This is a genomic window from Paraburkholderia adhaesiva, from assembly GCF_021390575.1.
GTDB classification, from domain to species: domain Bacteria; phylum Pseudomonadota; class Gammaproteobacteria; order Burkholderiales; family Burkholderiaceae; genus Paraburkholderia; species Paraburkholderia adhaesiva.
In genome coordinates, this window is record NZ_JAJEJQ010000001.1 from 2,020,004 (window position 1) to 2,039,383 (window position 19,380).

Annotated in this window: 16 protein-coding genes and 1 pseudogene; 8 read left to right on the forward strand and 9 right to left on the reverse strand. The window is 65.5% G+C overall.

The genetic code is table 11. The annotated features are described in order from the left end of the window. Positions 1–755: 755 nt before the first annotated feature. On the reverse strand, positions 756–1,784 hold the full coding sequence (locus L0U80_RS09130) for an alpha/beta fold hydrolase (RefSeq protein WP_233863622.1): 1,029 nt from the start codon (positions 1,782–1,784) through the stop codon (positions 756–758). 528 nt (positions 1,785–2,312) lie between these two features. Here L0U80_RS09130 and glgC point away from each other — a divergent pair. From glgC to L0U80_RS31650, 4 genes and pseudogenes are all read left to right on the forward strand, one after another. Then, positions 2,313–3,578, forward strand: a complete 1,266-nt coding sequence (gene glgC, locus L0U80_RS09135; protein WP_233863623.1) for a glucose-1-phosphate adenylyltransferase — start codon at positions 2,313–2,315, stop codon at positions 3,576–3,578. Positions 3,579–3,791: 213 nt separating this feature from the next. Then, positions 3,792–5,264: a glycogen synthase GlgA gene (gene glgA, locus L0U80_RS09140; RefSeq protein WP_233863624.1), complete on the forward strand. Its 1,473-nt coding sequence runs from the start codon at positions 3,792–3,794 to the stop codon at positions 5,262–5,264. Between the two features lie 175 nt (positions 5,265–5,439). After that, positions 5,440–6,303, forward strand: a complete 864-nt coding sequence (gene pdxY / locus L0U80_RS09145) for a pyridoxal kinase PdxY (RefSeq protein ID WP_233863625.1) — start codon at positions 5,440–5,442, stop codon at positions 6,301–6,303. Between the two features lie 135 nt (positions 6,304–6,438). Further along, positions 6,439–6,888 (forward strand): annotated as a pseudogene (locus tag L0U80_RS31650) (hypothetical protein); the annotation flags it as partial. 52 nt (positions 6,889–6,940) lie between these two features. Here the strand turns inward: L0U80_RS31650 and L0U80_RS09150 are convergent. Continuing rightward, on the reverse strand, positions 6,941–8,869 hold the full coding sequence (locus L0U80_RS09150) for a DUF3857 domain-containing protein (RefSeq protein WP_233863626.1): 1,929 nt from the start codon (positions 8,867–8,869) through the stop codon (positions 6,941–6,943). A gap of 300 nt (positions 8,870–9,169) precedes the next feature. After that, complete coding sequence (locus L0U80_RS09155; RefSeq protein ID WP_233865808.1) at positions 9,170–10,420, reverse strand: aspartate aminotransferase type Ic; 1,251 nt, start codon at positions 10,418–10,420, stop codon at positions 9,170–9,172. 119 nt (positions 10,421–10,539) lie between these two features. Here L0U80_RS09155 and L0U80_RS09160 point away from each other — a divergent pair, with 119 nt between their 5' ends. Next, on the forward strand, positions 10,540–11,409 hold the full coding sequence (locus tag L0U80_RS09160; protein ID WP_233863627.1) for a LysR substrate-binding domain-containing protein: 870 nt from the start codon (positions 10,540–10,542) through the stop codon (positions 11,407–11,409). Positions 11,410–11,423: 14 nt separating this feature from the next. On the opposite strand, the gene L0U80_RS09165 is transcribed toward L0U80_RS09160, so the two are convergent. From L0U80_RS09165 to hutH, 3 genes are all read right to left on the reverse strand, one after another. Beyond that, a complete protein-coding gene (locus L0U80_RS09165) occupies positions 11,424–12,080 on the reverse strand; it encodes a hypothetical protein (protein WP_233863628.1) in 657 nt (218 codons plus the stop codon). A 232-nt stretch (positions 12,081–12,312) separates the two neighbouring features. Continuing rightward, positions 12,313–13,008, reverse strand: a complete 696-nt coding sequence (hutC, locus tag L0U80_RS09170) for a histidine utilization transcriptional repressor HutC (RefSeq protein ID WP_233863629.1) — start codon at positions 13,006–13,008, stop codon at positions 12,313–12,315. Between the two features lie 19 nt (positions 13,009–13,027). Next, positions 13,028–14,554, reverse strand: a complete 1,527-nt coding sequence (gene hutH / locus L0U80_RS09175) for a histidine ammonia-lyase (protein WP_233863630.1) — start codon at positions 14,552–14,554, stop codon at positions 13,028–13,030. A gap of 366 nt (positions 14,555–14,920) precedes the next feature. On the opposite strand from hutH, the gene L0U80_RS09180 reads away from it, so the two are divergent. Next, positions 14,921–15,103 carry a hypothetical protein gene (locus L0U80_RS09180; protein ID WP_124153898.1) on the forward strand — a complete coding sequence of 61 codons (183 nt, stop codon included), beginning with the start codon at positions 14,921–14,923 and terminating at the stop codon, positions 15,101–15,103. 30 nt (positions 15,104–15,133) lie between these two features. Here the strand turns inward: L0U80_RS09180 and L0U80_RS09185 are convergent, their stop codons facing one another. The 3 genes from L0U80_RS09185 to L0U80_RS09195 are packed head-to-tail and all read right to left on the reverse strand — an operon-like array spanning position 15,134 to position 16,722. After that, positions 15,134–15,874: a DUF899 domain-containing protein gene (locus L0U80_RS09185; RefSeq protein ID WP_233863631.1), complete on the reverse strand. Its 741-nt coding sequence runs from the start codon at positions 15,872–15,874 to the stop codon at positions 15,134–15,136. Positions 15,875–15,922: 48 nt separating this feature from the next. Then, entirely contained in the window at positions 15,923–16,381 is a 459-nt protein-coding gene (locus tag L0U80_RS09190) for an SRPBCC family protein (RefSeq protein WP_233863632.1), read from the reverse strand. Continuing rightward, entirely contained in the window at positions 16,267–16,722 is a 456-nt protein-coding gene (locus L0U80_RS09195; RefSeq protein ID WP_308444850.1) for an ArsR/SmtB family transcription factor, read from the reverse strand. Before L0U80_RS09195 ends, L0U80_RS09190 begins: the two co-directional genes overlap by 115 nt. A 169-nt stretch (positions 16,723–16,891) precedes the next feature. Here L0U80_RS09195 and L0U80_RS09200 point away from each other — a divergent pair, with 169 nt between their 5' ends. Beyond that, positions 16,892–17,908 carry a PRC-barrel domain-containing protein gene (locus tag L0U80_RS09200; RefSeq protein ID WP_233863634.1) on the forward strand — a complete coding sequence of 339 codons (1,017 nt, stop codon included), beginning with the start codon at positions 16,892–16,894 and terminating at the stop codon, positions 17,906–17,908. After that, positions 17,905–19,158 carry an MFS transporter gene (locus L0U80_RS09205; RefSeq protein WP_233863635.1) on the forward strand — a complete coding sequence of 418 codons (1,254 nt, stop codon included), beginning with the start codon at positions 17,905–17,907 and terminating at the stop codon, positions 19,156–19,158. The genes L0U80_RS09200 and L0U80_RS09205 overlap by 4 nt, the downstream gene beginning before the upstream one ends. Positions 19,159–19,380: the final 222 nt, after the last annotated feature.

Genomic DNA, 19,380 nt, shown 5'->3' on the forward strand with positions numbered 1-19,380 from the left:
GGTGTGGACACTGCTGCCATCGGCGGCAGGTCGAATTCGCTGGACTGGCCGCTACCTTGAGTGAGGAAAACGCTCCCGAAAGACCTAAACTAATATCCGATGCAGCCAGTTTGTGATACTGGCCAGCACCTTGGGCCAGGATTCAATTGACGCGGAAAATGCCTCGGCTGCCGCAGCCCTCGGCGGGGGATGTTCATGAAGACTTTGATAGTACTGGCATGCGTAATGCTGTCCGCGAACGCCTTTGCAGAATGTGCGACGAACGCCCGTGGGGTGACGGCCTGCGGCAACGGACAGACGGCCGGCGGCTATAACCGGAACACGGGTACGGCCTGGACGTCCCAGAAGAACCAGAATGGAGTGCGGACGACTCAGACCAACCGGGGCGTCCAGGCGGAGACGATGAACGGCAAAGGCGTGGTTCACGGCCCGGGCGGAACCACCTGTTACCGGAGCGCGAACAGTCACGGTTGCAACTGACAACCTTTCGACGCCCACTGTTGCGTTCCCCTCAATGGTCCGCTGCGATTGCCTTAACTCCGACGGAGCGACAATCAGAGTGACGTTCCGATGGACTTCACTCGTCATCGAAGCTGGTCATTGGCAGCCCACGATCCGCTGTCCAACGGCAATCCTGATGCTTGAACGCTCACAAGCGGGTTGAGGGGAATGGCCGCTTCTGGCCGTGGATTCAACCGGTCCGCAAGCGCCCTCCCCGGAAAATACGACAATGGGACAGAAACCCGTTTGAACGCTCAGTGATTCGTCGGCGCCGCTGCCAGCCAGTCCATCAGCGCCTTATGAAACGCCTGCGGATCCTGGATCTGCGGCGCGTGCCCAAGCTCCGGGAATTCAACCAGCGTCGCGTGCGGAATCGCTTTCGCGGCCGCCTTGCCGAGTTCCGGGTAATGGCCGATCTTCGCACGCACTTCGGGCGGTGCAGCATCCTTACCGATCGCGGTGTTGTCCTTCTGACCGATCAGCAGCAGCGTCGGCATCTGCAGCTGGCCGAATTCATAAACGACCGGCTGCGTATAGATCATGTCGTAGAGCAGCGCCGAGTCCCACGCCACCTGTGCCTTTCCCGGCCCCCGGTTCATTCCCGCCAGCATCTGCACCCACGGTTCATACGACGCTCGCCACTGTCCCGCGTAGTACGTGGCCTGCTCGTAACGGCGGATGCCATCCGCGCTCGTTTTCAGTTCGCGCGCGTACCAGTCATCGACGGAGAGGGACGGCACGCCCAACGCCTTCCAGTCCTCGAGGCCGATCGGATTCACCAGCACGAGCTGCTCCGTCGCCTGTGGATACATCAACGCATAGCGGACCGCGAGCATGCCGCCCGTCGAATGTCCGATCATCGTTGCGCGCTCGACACCGATCGACACAAGCAGCGCGTGCGTGTTGCGCGCGAGTTGCTGGAAGCTGAACTGATACGCGGCAGGCTTGCTCGATTTGCAGAAACCGATCTGATCCGGCGCGATCACACGGTAGCCGGCATGGGTCAGTTCGTCGATTGTCGCGTCCCAGGTGGCGGCGCAGAAATTCTTGCCGTGCAGCAACACGACTGTACGGCCATTGGGCTTCTCAGGTTGCACGTCCATGTACGCCATATGCAGCGACTGCCCCTGCGACGTGAACGCGAAATCGTGAACCGTATGCGGATAGCTAAAGCCCTCGAGTTCGGGGCCATAGGCGGGACCGTCGTCGGCCAGAGCGGCATGGCAGAACGCAGCCGCAAAGCACGCGGCGGCAAAGGCGGAAAACTTGCGGATCAAGGTCATGAGCGGGTCAATTGGACAGTCGTCGGATCGGTCTGTTGGGAACGTGGCAGGATGCGCTGTACCGGGCAAGCTGCGGCCCCGGTCTGCGACGGCAGGACCGCCGTACGTCGCCGCAAGATGGTGCCGCATGGCCGGATGGCGCGCACGCACTGCACGCGATTCTAGCCCCCAGGGCTTCCGGAGCGTTCACCCGCCGCCGCTAGTGTTCGCGGCGCGCCGCTAACTGATCGCCGACATGTGCTCGCGATTCGCACTGCGCGCCATTCGGTGCTAGAACAGATATTGCAGGTGAACAGCTACGCTGGCGGCGCAGACAGGCATAACGCGAACGCGCCGGCTTATCCGGGGGCATCAGGTGGAACAACGACCATCTTTCATGCGATCGGAGCAAGCACGAAAGCGCTAACTCGGGTCGACAGCTTTGCATGGGACCCAGGTAAGCACAAAAGCGCTAACTTGGGTCGACAGCTTTGCATGGGACCCAAGTAAGCGCTAAAGCGCTAACTTGGGTCGACACAGGAGAGGCCCATGGACACTCCGGCAACCCGCACCGACCTGCAACGCGCAACGCTAGCAATCGTGCTCGCGGGCGGACGCGGCACGCGGCTCGGCCCGCTCACCAACAAGCGCGTCAAGCCGGCCGTCTACTTCGGCGGCAAATACCGCATCATCGATTTCGCCCTGTCGAACTGCCTGAATTCGGGCATCCGGCGCATCGCCGTCGTCACGCAGTACAAAGCCCATTCGCTGCTGCGCCACCTGCAACGCGGCTGGGGCTTCCTGCGCGGCGAGTTCAACGAGTTCCTCGACCTGTGGCCCGCCCAGCAGCGCGTCGAAGGCGCGCACTGGTACCGCGGCACCGCCGACGCCGTCTACCAGAACCTCGACATCATCCGCTCCATCGCACCGAAGTACGTGGTCGTGCTGGCCGGCGACCACGTCTACAAGATGGACTACACGCGCATGATTGCCGACCATGCGGCCAGCGGCGCCGACTGTACCGTCGGTTGCATCGAGGTGCCGCGACTCGAAGCGCGCGCGTTTGGCGTGATGGCCGTCGACGAATCGCGTCGCGTGACCGGTTTCGTCGAAAAACCCGACGATCCGCCCGCGATGCCGGGCCGCCCCGACATCGCGCTCGCCAGCATGGGCATCTACGTGTTCGAGACGCCCTACCTCATCAAGCTGCTCGAAGAGAACATCTCGCTATCGGCGACCGATCACGATTTCGGCAAGGACATCATTCCGCGTGTGGTCACCGAAGGCCACGCGATCGCGCATCCATTCAGCCTCTCGTGCGTCACTTCGGACGCCACCACCGAGCCGTACTGGCGCGACGTCGGCACCATCGACGCCTACTGGTCCGCGAACCTCGACCTCGCGTCGACGATACCCACACTCGATCTCTACGACCGCACGTGGCCGATCTGGACCTACCAGGAGCAGTTGCCGCCCGCGAAATTCGTGCGCGACCTGAACGGTCTTCAGGGCTCGGGCACGAACCTGATCGTCTGCGGCGGCTGCGTCATCACGGGGTCGCAGATTTCGCGCTCGGTGCTCTCGTCGAATGTCGTCGTGAAGTCGTTCTGCAACATTGCCGAGGCAGTCTTGTTGCCACAGGTGACAGTCGGCGCGAGTTCCCGCCTGCGCATGGTCGTGGTCGACCGCGGCTGCGAAATCCCGGACGGCACCGTGATCGGCGAAGACCCGACGCTCGACGCCGAACGGTTCTATCGCACTGAAAGCGGCGTCGTGCTGGTCACGCAGGATGCACTGGCGCGAATGCGGAAATGAAGCATGCGGCGGCGTGCGCGTCGATGTGCGCGACATGACCGCTGGCCGTGTTTCAAGCAGCGCGCGAGCGCGAGGCGCATCGCTGGCACGCGTACCCGTTAGCAACGCGCGGCGCAGGCACCGCTCATCGGGCACGCGGTACGCCCGCGTGTCGGCAGCAAACCCGAACCCGCCCTGAACCGCGTCGCCCAGCACCGAGAGGACACCCGAGCGATGACCATCCGCGTCCTGCATGTAGCCAGCGAGCTCTACCCGCTCCTGAAGACCGGCGGACTCGCCGACGTCACCGCCGCCCTGCCCGCCGCCCTGATCGAACAGGGTGCCGACGCCCGTCTGCTGCTGCCCGGCTTCGCGAGCATCGCGCAGGGACTCGCCGACTTGCATCCCGTGGCGCGGCTCGAACGCACGTTTGGGGCGCCACAGGCATCGCTCGAACTGGGCCGTGTGCCCGGGAGCGATCTGCCCGTCTACATGATCCGGGCCGACGCGTTCTACTCGCGCCCCGGCAACCCGTATCTCGACGACGAGCACGTCCCCTATGGCGACAACGCTCAACGTTTCGCGCTGCTCGGCTGGGCGGCCGCGCAACTCGTGCAGCACGCCGATCCCGCGTGGGCGCCACAGATCGTGCAGGCGCACGACTGGCACGCTGGTCTCGTTCCCGCCTACCTGCGCGCGGCGGCGCGCGAGCGTGGCCTGCCGCAAGGTCGCTCGCTAGCGCGTACGGTCTTCACGGTTCACAACCTCGCCTACCAGGGCATTTTCCCCGCACAGCAGTTCGCGAATCTGGGCCTTCCCAGCGATTTCTTCGACATGCACGGCATCGAGTTCTACGGACAACTTTCGTTTTTGAAAGCCGGCCTCTACTACGCCGACAAGATCACGACGGTCAGCCCGACCTACGCACGCGAGATCCAGACGGTCGCCCAGGGTGGCGGCCTCGAAGCGCTGCTGCGGGGCCGCTCGCACGATCTCGTCGGGATCCTCAACGGCGTGGACTACACGGTCTGGAACCCGGCCACCGATGGATCGATCGCCGCGCATTTTTCCGCCGACCACATGAGCGGAAAATTGCGCTGCAAGACGGCGCTGCAGGCACGCCTGAAGCTGGCCCAGAAACACGATGCACCGGTGTTCGGCGTGGTGAGCCGCCTCACCGAACAGAAGGGCCTCGATCTGCTGCTCGGTGCGCTGCCCGAGATCGTCTCGCGCGGCGGCCAGCTGGTCGTGCTCGGCACCGGCGATGCGAGTCTCGAACAGGGATTCACGCGCGCCGCACGACAGCATCCCGACGCGGTCGCGGTCGAACTCGGCTTCGATGAGGCGCTCGCGCATGCGATCGTCGCGGGCTCCGATGTGATCGCCGTGCCTTCGCGCTTCGAGCCGTGCGGGCTCACGCAGCTCTACGCGCTCGCTTACGGCGCGCTGCCACTCGTGCATCGCGTCGGCGGACTGGCGGACACCGTCGTCGACGCGTCGCTCGAAAATCTTGCCGATGGCTTCGCCACCGGTTTCGTGTTCGAGCGCTTCGAACCGGACGCGCTCACGGCTGCGATCCGCCGCGCCTTCGCGCTCTATGCGCGCAATCACGACTGGCGCGATACGCGCACGCGCGCGATGCAACAGGATTTCGGCTGGGCGGCGTCGGCCCAGCGGTATCTCGCGCTCTACCGCGAGTTGCTCTGAATTCCAGACGCGCCACACTCGCCACACTCGCCGCGAACGCGCTGCCTGCCTCGCGCAACAACACCTGCATAAGCCAGTCGACTACACGCGCAGAATTCGGTTATCGTTGCTGCATTGCACTCAACGCGATCCGGACGCCGTCATCGTCAACGAGAGCGTATCCAGCGGACCAACCATGATCAACGTTCTGAGCATCCAGTCCCACGTCGTGTTCGGCCACGCTGGCAACAGCGCCGCCGTGTTCCCGATGCGCCGGCTCGGCGTGAACGTCTGGCCGCTGAACACCGTGCAGTTTTCCAATCACACGCAATACGGCCACTGGACCGGCAGCGCGATCGACGCACAGCAGATGTCCGACCTCGTCGACGGCATGGGCGCAATCGGCGTTCTGCCGCGCTGCGATGCCGTGCTCTCGGGCTACCTCGGCGCGCCTGAACAGGCCGAGGCCGTAATCGACATCGTGCGCGCGGTGAAAGCGGCCAACCCGCACGCACGCTATTTCTGCGACCCGGTGATGGGGACTACCGACGGCTGCCAGGTGTCGCCAGGCATCGAGACATTCCTCGTCGAGAACATGCCCGAAGTGGCTGACGTGATGATGCCGAACCACGGCGAGCTGCAACGCCTCGTCGGCCGCGAGATCGAAACCGCCGAGGAAGCCGTCATCGCGTGCCGGGAAGTGATTCGGCGCGGCCCCGCGTTGATGCTCGTGAAGCACCTGCTCGACCGCAACAGCCCCGCCGACCGGTTCAACATGCTCGTCGTGACCCGCGACGAAGCGTGGGTCGCGCAGCGTCCGCTCTATCCGTTTGCGCGCCAGCCCGTCGGCGTCGGCGATGTGACAAGTGCCGTGTTCGTCGCGCGGCTGATGCTCGGCGACCCGCTGCGCCACGCGCTCGAGCACACGCTCGCAGCCGTCAACGCCGTGGTCAAGACGACGTGGGACGCCGGCCGCTACGAGCTCGAGATCGTCGCTGCGCAGGATCAGATCGCGAGGCCGCGCGAGTGGTACGACGCGTGGGCCGTCGATACGGTTTGATATCGCCGCGATAAGACGCGGTGCGCCCGGGCACACACCGGCGGCAAACAGCGTGCTGCATTCGGCCCGTTCGCTGAACCAGAGCCTATAATTCGGGCCGCGCGCGTTGCGCACCACGATTGAAGAGATTGACCGATGTCCCACCCCATCCGCAGCGAACAGGAAGAACATTTCGAGCAGCTTTGCCTTGACGTCGACGCTGGCGTTACGCACGAGCAGGAAGCCATCGAATACTTCGAGACGCAAAGCCACGACCCCGATTTCGATGCAGCAATCTGGCTCGACATCGCGCTCTATCACGCGCCCGAAGTGGCGCGCGGCATCATCGACTTCGTCGACGAAAGTGACCGCGCACGCAGCGACATCGCCCAGACGATCGCGGACAACCTCGACATTGCATACGGCGACGACGACTGCGAGCGTTTCGCGGAAACGCTGAGCTTTGCGCTCGCTAACGGCGTGCCGGTCGATCTCGACGTGTTGCTCGACGGCTGCAACCGCGCACTCGACGACCTCGAAGACTGGGCCGACGAAGAAACGAAGGAGCCGCTCGTGCGGCTTCGCGAAACGCTGATGGAAATGCAGAGCGGTCATGGAGCCGCCCGCCGCCATTTCCTTGACGACACGCGGTTACTGATCACCCGCCCTGTGCGCGCACGACGATTTGTGCGTGCGTATCGCGCTGGATGCGCACCAGGGCGTCGCGCATCTGCGCGAATTCCTCCGCCGAGCACATCTGATGGCCGAAGCGCGCCGTGAGGTGGCGCAGGATTTGCACCGTGCGAGAGGCCGGATCGAACACGTACTGCGCCGAATAGGCGAGAGGCACATCAGCCGTGCCCTGCACGCTCGCATCGCGCGGCATGTCAGTCACGCGCACGTTCACGGGCAACTGTATCTGCGACGACTCGTCGAACTCGCCGCCGACGCAGGTCCACGGCTGCGTGCGGCGCGGCTGCGCGAGCCAGTTATCGATCTGCGTGGCGATGCCTCCCGAGAAACTCGAAAGCGCAGGCAGCGCCGTGGTGCCATCGGGCCAGACGAAATGGTCGAGCGTGCCTTCGGTCGTCGTCGAAAACGGGCCTGAGGTCGCGTCGGGCGCGCTCGTCGTGATGCGTGCCGTGCCGTTGAGTCCTGTCTGCCGCAAACGTTGCGTCGCTAACTGGTGCGCCGCCTCGCGCGTTGCGCGGCGAAACGTGTTGCGCTCGATCTCCGCGGTGGCGCCGTCGTCCTCGACGTAATAGCGGTATGCGGCGTTGCCATCACCGCCGACGCCGATCGCGAGCTTCGCGTTGCGCGCACGCGGCTGCGTCGCGGGTGTGCGCACGAGCACGCCGTCGTCCACCAGCAGCGCGGGGCGGTCCATCACGCCTGCTGGCAGATAGCCGAACGCGACACCTCCCGAAGTCGTATCCGCGAACAGCCCGAGATCGGGCAGCCACGCGATCACGTGATCGATCCCCGCGTCGCCGTATCCCGGCACTGCGGCCAGCGTATAGACGGGGCCAATGCTCACCAGCGCGGCCTCTGCACGGATGCCCGCCGCCGCCAGCAGCGCAGTAAATAGCGCGACATGGTCCTTGCAGTCGCCATAGCGGTTGCGCAGGATATCGACGGTGCGATGCGGCACGGTCGCGCTCTCGCCGAGAAACAGCGCCACGTAGCGAATGTTGAAACGCATCCAGTCGTAAATGCGCGCCGCCGCTTCCCGCGGACCGCTCGTGCCCGCGATGAGCGCTTGCGCGAGCGCCGCGATCGACGGATCGGTCGCGCCCGGATCGGCGGCCGCCTCGCGGTAGCGCGTCGCAAAAGCCGCGAAATCCGGCAGGGTCGTCACCATCAGGCGGTCGCCCCAGTTCGCGTAGCCCACCGCGCCCGGTTCGAGCGGCGGATAGGGTCCATGACGGTAGTCGAACGCGTAGAGCGTGCGGCCATTCGCGGTGACGGGCGGGAGCGCGATATAGCCGCGCGCATCGACGTGGAGCGGCATGTCGGCGGGCAAATCGAAGGTGAGTCGCTGGAACTCGACGGGGTCGCCAGTCGGTTCGACGGAGTACGAAAATGCGCCCCTTTCCGGCGGCTTCGTCCGGCGCTTGCCGAAGGATAGATGCACCCGCGATCCCGGCTGCACGCCGGGGAAGATCACGGCGCGCAGCACACCCTCATCGAAAGTCGGCGCGCCCGCTGGGCGCGGTTCCTGCACATCGCGGATGCCCTCCGGACCAACGGGATGAACGGCACCGTCCGGCCCGATGGTTTCGGCCGATAGTTCCGTTATTGCTTCGGCCTCCTTATTGAACCAGACGTAGCGCTCCGCCACCTGATCGACGCCCGCGGTCGTATTCGCACGCATCACATAGTCGTCGTGCTCGACGATCGAGCCGTCCTTCTGGACGATGAACAAATGTACGTCGCGTTCAAGCGTGACCGGCGCTACGACTGTCACGTCGCTCTGCTCGCGTACGCTGGATGTTTGAGCCAGCGCCGGTCCCGCGGCAACCGCCAGCGCGAGGCAAAGTGCGCCTGAACCAGGCGCCGCGACCGTCGCAAACCTACGCCCGAACATACTGTCCGCGCACCGCACCGGGCGGCAAGATTACCGCTAGCCGACGCGCAAGTTGAACTGCACGCCGAGCGTGCGCGCCGGGCCTGCGGGCCACGCTTTCGGCCAATCGGTCGGCGTCGGCAAAAAGTATCCTTCCGGTCGGCGGTCTGACGATTGCGTCGCGCCTTGGCTCCGCGAGCGCGCGTTTCAGTCCAGCGGAGAGTGCGTGCACGTCAACCTCCAACGACGATAACCACGTCTGTCGTTGTAGCACATCGACGCGCGCGGCGCTGATCGCGCCCATCCCCCGCGAATAGCGAATTACGAGGGCGCGCCGCGCCCTTCTTCAATCGCACGCAGCAGTGACAGCGCGATACCCTCGGCGGCGAGCCGCACGTCTTCGAGAGACGGATACGATGGCGCGATGCGCAAATGACTGTCCTGTGGATCGACGCCGTACGGAAACGCCGCACCTGCTGGCGTGAGGATCAACCCGGCGAGCGCCGCGAGTTCGACCGTGCGCCGCGCGCAGCCCGGTGGCGCATACAGACTGATGAAATAGCCACCGCGCGGCACGTTCCAGTGCACGCCCGGCACGCGCGAGAGACGTGCGCGAAACACGGCATCGACGGCGTCGAATTTCGGTTTGAGCAGCGCGCGATGCTGCTCCATCAGCGCTTCGAGCGTCGCCCGGTTGCGAACGAAACGCACATGACGCAACTGGTTCAGCTTGTCCGGGCCGATGCTGCGAACCACCGTATGCCGCTGCCACCACGCGACGTTGCGCGGCGATGCTGCGAACCACGCGAGCGCGCCGCCGGCAAACGTAACCTTCGATAGCGACGCGAACATCAGCAATCGATCCGCGTGACCCGCCTCGGTGCAAACCTGCAACGCGTTGAGTGTCGTGAGCCGTTCGTCACCGAGGTGATGGAAGCGGTAGGCGTCGTCCCAGAACAGGCGGAAATCCGGCGCGGCTGTCGGCATCGACGCGAGACGGCGCACCACGTCGTCCGAGAAGATCGCGCCCGTCGGGTTGCTGTAGAGCGGCACGCACCAGATACCCTTGATCGACGCGTCGTCGCGCACGAGCTGCTCCACCGCGTCCATGTCGGGGCCGTCGTCGCGCATCGGCACGGCGATCATACGAATGCCGAGCGCCTCGCGGATCTGAAAGTGACGGTCATAGCCCGGCGCCGGACACAGGAACGCGATCTCCCCCTGTGCGCGCCACGGGGCACTACTACCCTCTTCCACCGGCACACCGTGCAACAACGCGAACACGAGTGCGTCGTGCATCAGTTCGAGGCTCGAGTTGCCCGCTGCGATCACCTGCGCAGCCGGTACGCCGAGCAACGTTGCGCCGAGTTCGCGTGCCTCGGGCAACCCCGACGGCAGCCCATAGTTGCGGCAGTCGAAGCCGTCACGCGCAAGATGCCCTGCCTCGTTCGCCGTCTCGATCAGCGCACGCGAGAGATCAAGCTGCTCGGGCGCGGGCTTGCCGCGCGACATGTCGAGTTGCAGTTTCAGTTCCCTGAATCGTTCGTAAGTCAAAGTATCCGGCGGCGTCATCAACATGTTGTTCTGGCCGTCACGCGGCGCGCTCAGTGAGTGGAGCCTCAGTATGGGGTCGGGGTTATGTTCAGACAAACGCGTTATATTGATGTTTTGAATCAGTTTTTCTTATACCAATGAAGACCCTCGATCTCGACGTGCTCGCGATGGTCGTCGCCGTGGCCGACGCGGGCAGCTTCGTGCGCGGCGCGACGCTCGTGCATCGTTCCCAGGCAGCCGTGAGCATGCAGATCCGGGCGCTGGAAACGTCGCTCGGCAAGCCGCTGTTCATTCGCGCACCGCGAAATGTCACGCCCACGCAGGACGGACACACGCTCATCGCCTACGCCCGGCGCATGCTCGCGCTGCGCGATGAAGCGTGGGCCACGCTCGCCCATCCGGAGCTGAAGGGACGCGTGTCGATCGGCGTGCCCGACGACTATGCCTCGTCGCTGCTGCCGCCCGTGTTGCGCAAGTTCTCCGCAAGCTGGCCCAAGGTCGAGATTCAGGTAATCGGATTGCCGAGCAGCGCGCTCGCACCGCTAGTGAAGGACAACAAGATCGATCTCGCCTGTGTGACGCGCACGCGTGGGCTGCCGGGCGAATTCATCCGGCTGGAACCCATGGTGTGGGCCGCGCCGCCCGCGGCCGCCAGCGCGGCGACCGGTCGTGAGATCTGGCGCGAACGACCGCTCCCCGTAGCCCTGTTCGGCGCGGGCAGTGTGGCGCGCGCGAACGCCATCCACGCGCTGGAGCGCGCGAAGATCGCCTATCGTACGTCGTACGAAAGCCCGAGTCTGATGGGGTTGTGCAGTATGGTCGCGGCGGGTCTCGCGATTGCGCCCCTCGCGCGCTGCGCGGTGCCGGACACGTTCGTGACGCTCGGCCGTGCACAGGGGTTGCCGAAGTTGCCCGACCTCGAAGTGGTGCTCGCGCGCAGCGCACGCTCAAACCGGGCGCCGTGCGATTTTCTCGCCGAGCAGATCCTCACTGAACTACGCGTTTAGTGCGTGCGCGGCGTTCAGTCGTCGCCGAGGCGCGCGAGCAGCTCGTAGAGCTTCGACACGTGGCGCAACAGCAATTCGCGATGTTTCTCGATCTGCTCGATCCGGCCCATGAGATCCGCGCAGACACGTCCGTCGGGGTCGGTTGCGGCGATCGCGTCTTCGATTCGCGCGCGCAGGACGTTCGGCTCGACCGGCGGCACGCTCAGATGGCGTTCGAGTCTGCGCACGTCCTGCACGGCGAGATCCCGGATCTTGCGCACGCCCGCCATGCGGCGATGCGATTCCATGTCGGCCGAGCCCTCGTCGCGTCTGGCCGACGCGTTCAATCCGAAGATCGGTTCCGCTCGCAACACGGGCGGCTTGCGCACCGGATGCGCCGTGCCGTGAAAGCGCGCCCGCGGCTGCTCGTTGTCGATCGATTCGCGCGCCGTGGACGGTACCTCGCCCGCGTAATGCGGCACGTCCATCCATCCCTCCGGCAGCCCCGTCACCGCTTCGACGCCGCGCACGAACTCGCCGCTGAAGTCGCGCTGCCCCGAAAGGATCAGCTTCATGTAGGTCGACGAGAGCGTCATCATGCGTGCAAGCCGCGTGGCCGCCCCCACCTGGCGGGTCAGTAGCGCAAGATTCGCGCGCCATACGGGCAAGAGTCTTGCGCCGGTATCGTCCATCGCCCGGATCCTCCCTCGTTCGTGCGCACGGCGGCATCCCAGCCTGAAACCGCGCCAATGGCGGGGTCCGGGCGCGCTGTGCCACGATGCGTCGCCATCCGGGCCGGTGAATGAAGGGTAGCCGTTGCACGCGGCAGTACGCAACCCGCGTGAAAAAAAGCGGATCGGCACGAGAGAAAAGGGAACGGATGCCGCTTTACCAGAGCGCTGGTCTGCGGCGTAGCCAGAACGGCTAGAAATGCCCCGTGAACCGGTACCGGCTGCCCGGATGCCAGAGATTCGCGACCGAGGCCACGACCCCGCGCGACCACGTGCGCCGGTGCAGCACGAGGCACGGCTCGGTCTGGTTCATCGAAAGATGCTCGCGCGTATCACCCTCGGGCGCGAGCGCCTCGATGCGGTACTCCACGCGCTGCAAGGGGGCGACGCGCACGAGATACTGGTTAGGTGTGGTCTGTGTGAAGTCCTGCGCCACATAGTCGGGCGCCACGACGGGGCTGACCCAGCGTTCTTCGAGCTGCACGGGCTCGTCGTTCTCGAAGTGCAGCACGCGCGAATGAAAGACGATGTCGTTCGCACCAAGCTGCATTTCTCCGGCGAGCGAGGCGTTGGCGCGCAACGGGCCGATCTCGAGGACGTGTGCGCGATAGCGATGGCCGCGCGCAGCGATCTCGTCGGAAATGCTGCGGATCGCCACGACCGTCGATTCGTACTTCGGCCGCGCAACGAACGTGCCCGCGCCCTGCACGCGCGTGAGCACCTGTTCGGCAGAGAGCTCACGCAGCGCGCGGTTCACGGTCATGCGCGCGACCTTGAACTCGCGCGCCAGCTCGTTCTCGGAAGGCACCTGGTCGCCCTCACCCCACTCGCCCGAATCGATGCGTGCCTGGATGAAGTCCTTGATGCCCTGATACGCGGGTGCGTTCATCGCACGGCTCTCCTGGCCGTTATTCCGCGGCTTCCGATTCGAACTCGAACGGGCTATGCGCCGCGATCGCCCCGCCCTGCACCATCCGCGTGATCGCCGCGATATCCGGTGCGAAGTAACGGTCGAGATCGTAGTGCGGCACCTCGCTGCGCACGGCCTGCATCACGCGCGCGAGCGCCGGGCTCGTCGGATGCGGCGCGCGCAGGTCCACGCCCTGTGCCGCGGCGAGCAGCTCGATCGCCAGGATGTTGGCCGTGTTCTCCGCGATATCGGCGAGCTTGCGCGCGGCGAACGTCGCCATCGACACGTGGTCCTCCTGGTTCGCCGACGTCGGCAGCGAATCGACCGAAGCCGGATGCGCGAGCGTCTTGTTCTCCGAAGCGAGCGCGGCCGCCGTCACATGCGCAATCATGAAGCCCGAATTCACCCCACCGTCCTTCACGAGGAACGGCGGCAGCCCCGAGAGCGTCGCGTCGATCAGCAGCGCGATGCGCCGCTCGGCCAGCGCGCCGATCTCGGCGGCCGCGAGCGCGAGATTGTCGGCGGCGAACGCCACCGGCTCGGCGTGGAAGTTGCCGCCCGAGAGCACTTCGCCGGTGTCCGGGAAGATCAGCGGATTGTCCGACACCGCGTTCGCTTCCACGAGCAGCACCTGCGCGGCGTGGCGCATCTGGTCCAGACACGCGCCCATCACCTGCGGCTGGCAGCGCAGTGAGTACGGGTCCTGCACCTTGCCGCAGTCGCGGTGCGAGAGGTTGATCTCCGAGCCGTCGAGCAGCGTGCGGTAGGCCGCGGCCGCCTCGATCTGGCCGCGATGGCCGCGCAGCGCGTGGATGCGCGCATCGAACGGCTTGACCGAGCCCGCGGCCGCATCCACGCACAGCGCGCCCGACACGAGTGCCGTGCGGTACAGGTCCTCGATCGCGAAGAGGTTGTAGAGCGCGAGCGCCGCCGAGGCCTGCGTGCCGTTGAGCAGCGCGAGGCCTTCCTTCGCCTGCAGCGCGAGCGGCTTGAGGCCCACCGAGGCGAGACCCGCCGCGGCGCTGGCTCGCTCGCCGCGGATGAACACCTCGCCGATGCCGAGCAGCACCGCCGACATGTGCGCGAGCGGCGCGAGATCGCCCGAGGCGCCCACCGAGCCCTTCACGGGAATCAGCGGCAGCACGTCGGCGTTGAACAGCGTGATGAGTGCGTCGATCACCTCGCGACGGATGCCCGAGTGGCCGCGGCCGAGACTCGAGAGCTTCAGCGCCATGAGCAGGCGCACAACCGGACGCGACATCGGCTCGCCCACGCCCACAGCGTGCGAGAGCACCAGATTGCGCTGCAGCAGTTCGAGCTGCTCGCGCGGAATGTGGGTACTGGCCAGCCGGCCGAAGCCGGTGTTGATGCCATAGGCGGGCTCGCCCTTCGCGGCGATGTCGGCGACGGCTTGCGCGCAGGCATCGATCGCGGCAAAGCTGGCCGGATCGAGTTCGAGTTTCACCGTTTCGCGCGCGATCTGGCGCAGTTGCGGGAGAGTCAGGTGGCCGGGCGTGAGTCGCATTGTCGAATCCTGTATATACAAGTGAGCCGAAGTCTAGCCTGGCCGGCTTGTCTATACAACACGTCCGATGTGTCCGGAGACCTGGGATTATCCATGAGTCCCGTCTTTTTCTAGTACTCCAGTCCAGCCCCAATAAAAGCGAAGGTCGGGAGGCATCGAATGCGCGCCATGCGACACGCGGCGTCCGCAACACCTGACAGCCCCACCACACCGCCGCTACGGACTGGCCCCGCCGGAAAATCCACTTATCTCAAACACAAGTGCGCTTCTGCACGTAACTGTTGCGTATCCGTAAGGTCGGTCCGCTAGAATCCCGGCCATTATTCCAACCGCCCAGACGGCCTGAGCCGCGCCACGGATACGCCGATGCTCCTCGCGCTGAACTTCTACTGGCTGACCAATCTGCTCGCCATTCTGTTCATCGTCGCGTGCGTGTACGACACGTTCTACGATGAATACGGCACGCTGACGCTCGCCGCTGGCGCGATGGGGCTTATCGTGATGGCGATCGAGGTTCTGCTGCGGCCAGAGTTCGAGATGGCACTCTAGCCGACCCCACCCCGGCCTTCACGCGTTGCCTCAAGCCTTCTCCTCGTGCGCGCAGCATGCCGCCTGCGGCGCACTTTCGTAGCGATCGTGATGGCGAATCCACTCGCGCATGTCGCTCTGCTCGTTACGTCCTTTCGGCGTGAACTCGAGCATCGCGTAGGTGCCAAGCAGCAATTCCGCACCTCGTGCATACGCCGAATACGTGTGATAGACGTTGCCCTCGTCGTCGCGATAGAACGCGCTCACGCCCGGTAGCTCGTCGCTCGCGTAGTCCTGTTCCACGAAGTTATAGAGCGCCTTGCCGCGTGCCTTGTCGGCTTCGCTGAACGACACGTGATAGTCGAAATTGAAGTCGCTCCCGTTCGACGACACCCACGGAAAACGCCACCCCATTCGCTTTTTGAACGCCTCGATCTTCGCGAGCGGCGCGCGGGACACGGCCACGTATGAGACGTCGTGATGTTCCAGATGCGGCAGCATGCCGTCGATGTGGTCGGAAAGGAACGAACAGCCCACGCAACCCTCTTCCCAGTCCGGGCCCAGCATGAAGTGATACACGATCAACTGGCTGCGTGGGCCGAACAGATCCGTCAACGTTCGCGGCCCATGCGGCGAATCGAACGTGTACTGCTTCTCAAGCTTCACCCACGGCAACGCCTGGCGCTTCGCGGCCAGCGCATCGCGCGCGTGCGTGAAGGCTTTCTCCTCTGCGAGCAGCGCCTTGCGCGCCGCCAACCATTCGTCCTGCGAAACAACCTTGTGCGATTCCATCGTCGGTTCCTCCGTCTGCGTTATCGAGAGTCGAGAGCCGCGCCACCCTCACGAATGACGAAACTGCTCCACCAGGTTATCGAGCGAACTCGACCAGCCGCCTTGATGCGCGTCGCGCGCAGCGTCGTCGAAGAAGCGTTCGTGCTTGAGCGTGAGCTCGGTCGCGTTGCCGTCGGCGCGCAGCATGACGGTCACGAGCGATTCGCGCTCAGGTGTGCTGCGCCACGCCCACGTGAATACGAGCCTCGCGTCGGGCACCACTTCGAGATACTTGCCGCTCACGTCGTGGTCTTCGCCGTCTGGCGCGCGCATGATCACGCGAAAATGCCCGCCCACGCGCACATCGGCTTCGGCGTGAATACAGGTCGTGTCGAACGGGTGCATCCACTGCATCAGTTGCGACGGCTCCGTCCATGCCGCGTAGACCTTCGCGGTGCTGGCGTTGAGGCGCCGCCGGAGCGTGAGACTGGGGCTGCTGGCGAAGCCAGTGTCGGGGTTGGCTGACATGCATCTTCCTCCACGAAAGCGGCAAGGCGATCAAGCTGTTCAGTCCAGAAACGTTGATACCGCGAAAGCCAATGCATCGCCTCCTCCATTGGCCCTGCAGCCAGACGGCACGTAACCGTGCGACCCGTCTTTTCGCGCGTGACGAGGCCTGCCTCGGCGAGGACGTCGAGGTGCTTCATCACCGCGGGTAGCGACATCGATAGCGGCTGCGCGAGTGCGCTCACCGAAAGCTCGCGCTGCTCCGCAAGACGCGCAAGCAGCGCACGCCTCGTGGGATCGGACAGCGCCGCGAAAGTACGCGTCAGAGCGTCGTCTTCATACTTAACCATGCGGTTAAGCATAGAAAACGCGCGAGGAAAGTCAAGCAGTAACGATCGAAACAAGCGCGACGCCAGGGCGGCAGGTAAAACCGACACGGTGCGCCCGCCCGCGCAGGTTAAACTCTCGGGCACCCTACCCGGTTTTCCCTGCCGCGCGCGCCGCGCCGGCCGCTCCCAGGAGTTTCCGTTAATGAGAGGCGGTTTCACACGTCCCGTTGTAACCCTCCCGCACGCCCTGACCCTGTTGCTGCTGCTCGCGCTTTCGGGCTGCAGCCTGTTCCGCTCCCCACCGCCCGTGCAGCCCGAGCCGCCGGTTTCCGCAAGCGAGCCGGAGGCGGCCGCGAGCGAGCCCGAGGCAGCATCCGCGCCAGAGGTAGCGAGCGAGACCGAGGAGACGGCCGGGGCGAAAACCGCGCCGAAGAAGCCGCACCCCTCTCTGATCCACCGCCGCCGCCCCACGCCGACGCCGCCCGCGCCTGCCAGCGCCCCGGCCGTGCCTGCGCCGGCGCCGCTCGTCAGCACGCGAACACTCGAACGCAGCACGTTCCGCACCTTGCTCGACAGCGAAGTCCAAAAAACCGACGGCAAAGTCGTAGGCCGCGCGGTCGATCTCGTCGCCGGGCCGGGCGGCAAGCCGATCGAGGTGGTCGTGAACCTGCAGGGCTTCATGGGAATCGGCGATCGAAAAGCCTGGTTCCCGTGGAGCAATGTGCGCGTGAACACCCAGCCCAAAACGCCCGCGATCACGCTCACGCTCGTCACAGGCCAGTCGCCCGCGCTGGACCGGCCGAAAGCGGGTGGCGCACCCCAGCAGCCCAGCCTCGAAGAGGCAGGGCCGACGCGCCTGCCGATGCTCGATGCGAGCGTCGAACGCCCCAACGGCGCGAAGGTAGGTCGCGTGGTGGACGTGCTGCTCGACGCCAGCGCGGACCCGCTTGCGGTGGTGCTTGATGTGAGCGGCACACTGGAAAAACGTCAAACTATTGCCGCCGACTGGGCAGCACTGCACTTCGTCACGAAAAACCGTGTGCTGACGGCTCAGCTCGATATGACCGATCAGCAGATAGACGCTTCGCCGCGGTACGCGAGCGACGCGTCTGTGCGCGCGGTGAAACCCAACCCTCCGGCGGCGCCGACTGCCCCTGCGGCACCGGCCGCGTCCGCCGCAACCGCTGCACCCGCAGCTTCCTCGCGCGGTGCCCAATGACGGGGGCCACACTACGTTCGATGGCCAGCGCGCGAAGTTTGCGGGCGCTCGACTGGCTGAACTTCTTCGTCGCAAACGTACAAACGGGCTTCGGGCCGTTCATCGCGTCCTATCTCGCTTCGCATAAATGGACGCAGGGCGAGATCGGCCTCGCGCTATCCGTCGGCACGATCAGCGCGATGGTGAGCCAGGTGCCGGGCGGAGCGGCCGTCGACGCGATGCGCAACAAAAAGGCCGCCGCCGCGTGGGCGATCGCCGCGATCATCCTGTCGGCGTCGCTGCTTGCGGTGAGCCCGACTGTCGTTGCGGTGATGGCCGCCGAGGTCTTCCACGGTTTCGCAAGCTGCATGCTCGTGCCGGCCATGGCCGCGCTCGCGCTCGCGCTGGTCGGCCGCCAGAACCTGGGCGACCGGCTCGGGCGCAACGCGCGGTGGGCATCGATCGGCAGCGCGGTGGCCGCTGGCCTCATGGGGCTAACGGGCGAGTACATCTCGCCGCGCTCCGTGTTCTGGCTGACGGCCGCGCTCGCGCTGCCCGCGCTCGTCGCATTGTCGATGATCGAGTATGACCAGCGAGGCGCCGCCGCGGCGGCGCGCCCCGGCAAGGCGGCCACGCCGCACGGCGAATCGCGTGAAAGCATCTTCGACCTGCTGCGCGACCGCCGGATGCTGACGTTCGCGGGGTGTGTGGTGCTGTTCCACCTGTCGAATGCCGCGATGCTCAATCTCGCGGCGGGCGAAGTGACAGCCGGCATGGGCAACAACGTCCAGCTCGTGATCGCCGCCTGCATCATCGTGCCGCAAGCGATCGTCGCGTGGATGTCGCCGTGGGTGGGCCGCACCGCGCAGCACTGGGGACGCAGGCCGGTACTGATCCTCGGCTTTACCGCCCTGCCCGTGCGCGCCCTGCTGTTCGCGGCGGTCGGTAATCCGTACTTCCTCGTGCCGGTGCAGATGCTCGACGGGCTTTCCGCGGCGGTGTTCGGCGTGATGCTGCCGCTCATTGCGGCGGACGTCGCCGGAGGCAAGGGACGCTATAACCTCTGCATCGGACTGTTCGGGCTTTCGGCAGGCATAGGCGCGACGCTCTCGACGGCGCTGGCGGGGTTCATCGCCGATCACTTCGGCAATACGGTCAGTTTCATTGGCCTCGCGGCGGCGGGCGCTGCAGCCGTGCTGCTGGTGTGGCTCGCCATGCCGGAGACGCGCGACGCGCTCGAAGAAGAGGAAACCGGCGATGTGACGGCCTGAGCACCAGCGCCGGACACACGCAAACGAACGGGCGCAGCCGCCAGATCTGGCGGCTGCGCCCGTTTTCATTGCGAGCAGTAATAGTTAGCGGTGCTGCGGTGCACTGCGAGGAGTACGGAAGACAAGGTCCGTGTGTGCAGACAGGGTGGCCCACACACGCCACAGCACCGAAGGCCACCGGCACTCCGCATGCCGTGCGACCGAAGCGCCGGGCGCCAAGGC

What these genes read in the sequence shown, in the direction of transcription:
- L0U80_RS09130 (WP_233863622.1), bottom strand. Translation starts at nt 1,784, where the DNA reads ATGACCTTGATCCGCAAGTTTTCCGCCTTTGCCGCCGCGTGCTTTGCG.
- glgC (WP_233863623.1), top strand. Translation starts at nt 2,313, where the DNA reads ATGGACACTCCGGCAACCCGCACCGACCTGCAACGCGCAACGCTAGCA.
- glgA (WP_233863624.1), top strand. Translation starts at nt 3,792, where the DNA reads ATGACCATCCGCGTCCTGCATGTAGCCAGCGAGCTCTACCCGCTCCTG.
- pdxY (WP_233863625.1), top strand. Translation starts at nt 5,440, where the DNA reads ATGATCAACGTTCTGAGCATCCAGTCCCACGTCGTGTTCGGCCACGCT.
- L0U80_RS09150 (WP_233863626.1), bottom strand. Translation starts at nt 8,869, where the DNA reads ATGTTCGGGCGTAGGTTTGCGACGGTCGCGGCGCCTGGTTCAGGCGCA.
- L0U80_RS09155 (WP_233865808.1), bottom strand. Translation starts at nt 10,420, where the DNA reads ATGACGCCGCCGGATACTTTGACTTACGAACGATTCAGGGAACTGAAA.
- L0U80_RS09160 (WP_233863627.1), top strand. Translation starts at nt 10,540, where the DNA reads ATGAAGACCCTCGATCTCGACGTGCTCGCGATGGTCGTCGCCGTGGCC.
- L0U80_RS09165 (WP_233863628.1), bottom strand. Translation starts at nt 12,080, where the DNA reads ATGGACGATACCGGCGCAAGACTCTTGCCCGTATGGCGCGCGAATCTT.
- hutC (WP_233863629.1), bottom strand. Translation starts at nt 13,008, where the DNA reads ATGAACGCACCCGCGTATCAGGGCATCAAGGACTTCATCCAGGCACGC.
- hutH (WP_233863630.1), bottom strand. Translation starts at nt 14,554, where the DNA reads ATGCGACTCACGCCCGGCCACCTGACTCTCCCGCAACTGCGCCAGATC.
- L0U80_RS09180 (WP_124153898.1), top strand. Translation starts at nt 14,921, where the DNA reads ATGCTCCTCGCGCTGAACTTCTACTGGCTGACCAATCTGCTCGCCATT.
- L0U80_RS09185 (WP_233863631.1), bottom strand. Translation starts at nt 15,874, where the DNA reads ATGGAATCGCACAAGGTTGTTTCGCAGGACGAATGGTTGGCGGCGCGC.
- L0U80_RS09190 (WP_233863632.1), bottom strand. Translation starts at nt 16,381, where the DNA reads ATGTCAGCCAACCCCGACACTGGCTTCGCCAGCAGCCCCAGTCTCACG.
- L0U80_RS09195 (WP_308444850.1), bottom strand. Translation starts at nt 16,722, where the DNA reads ATGCTTAACCGCATGGTTAAGTATGAAGACGACGCTCTGACGCGTACT.
- L0U80_RS09200 (WP_233863634.1), top strand. Translation starts at nt 16,892, where the DNA reads ATGAGAGGCGGTTTCACACGTCCCGTTGTAACCCTCCCGCACGCCCTG.
- L0U80_RS09205 (WP_233863635.1), top strand. Translation starts at nt 17,905, where the DNA reads ATGACGGGGGCCACACTACGTTCGATGGCCAGCGCGCGAAGTTTGCGG.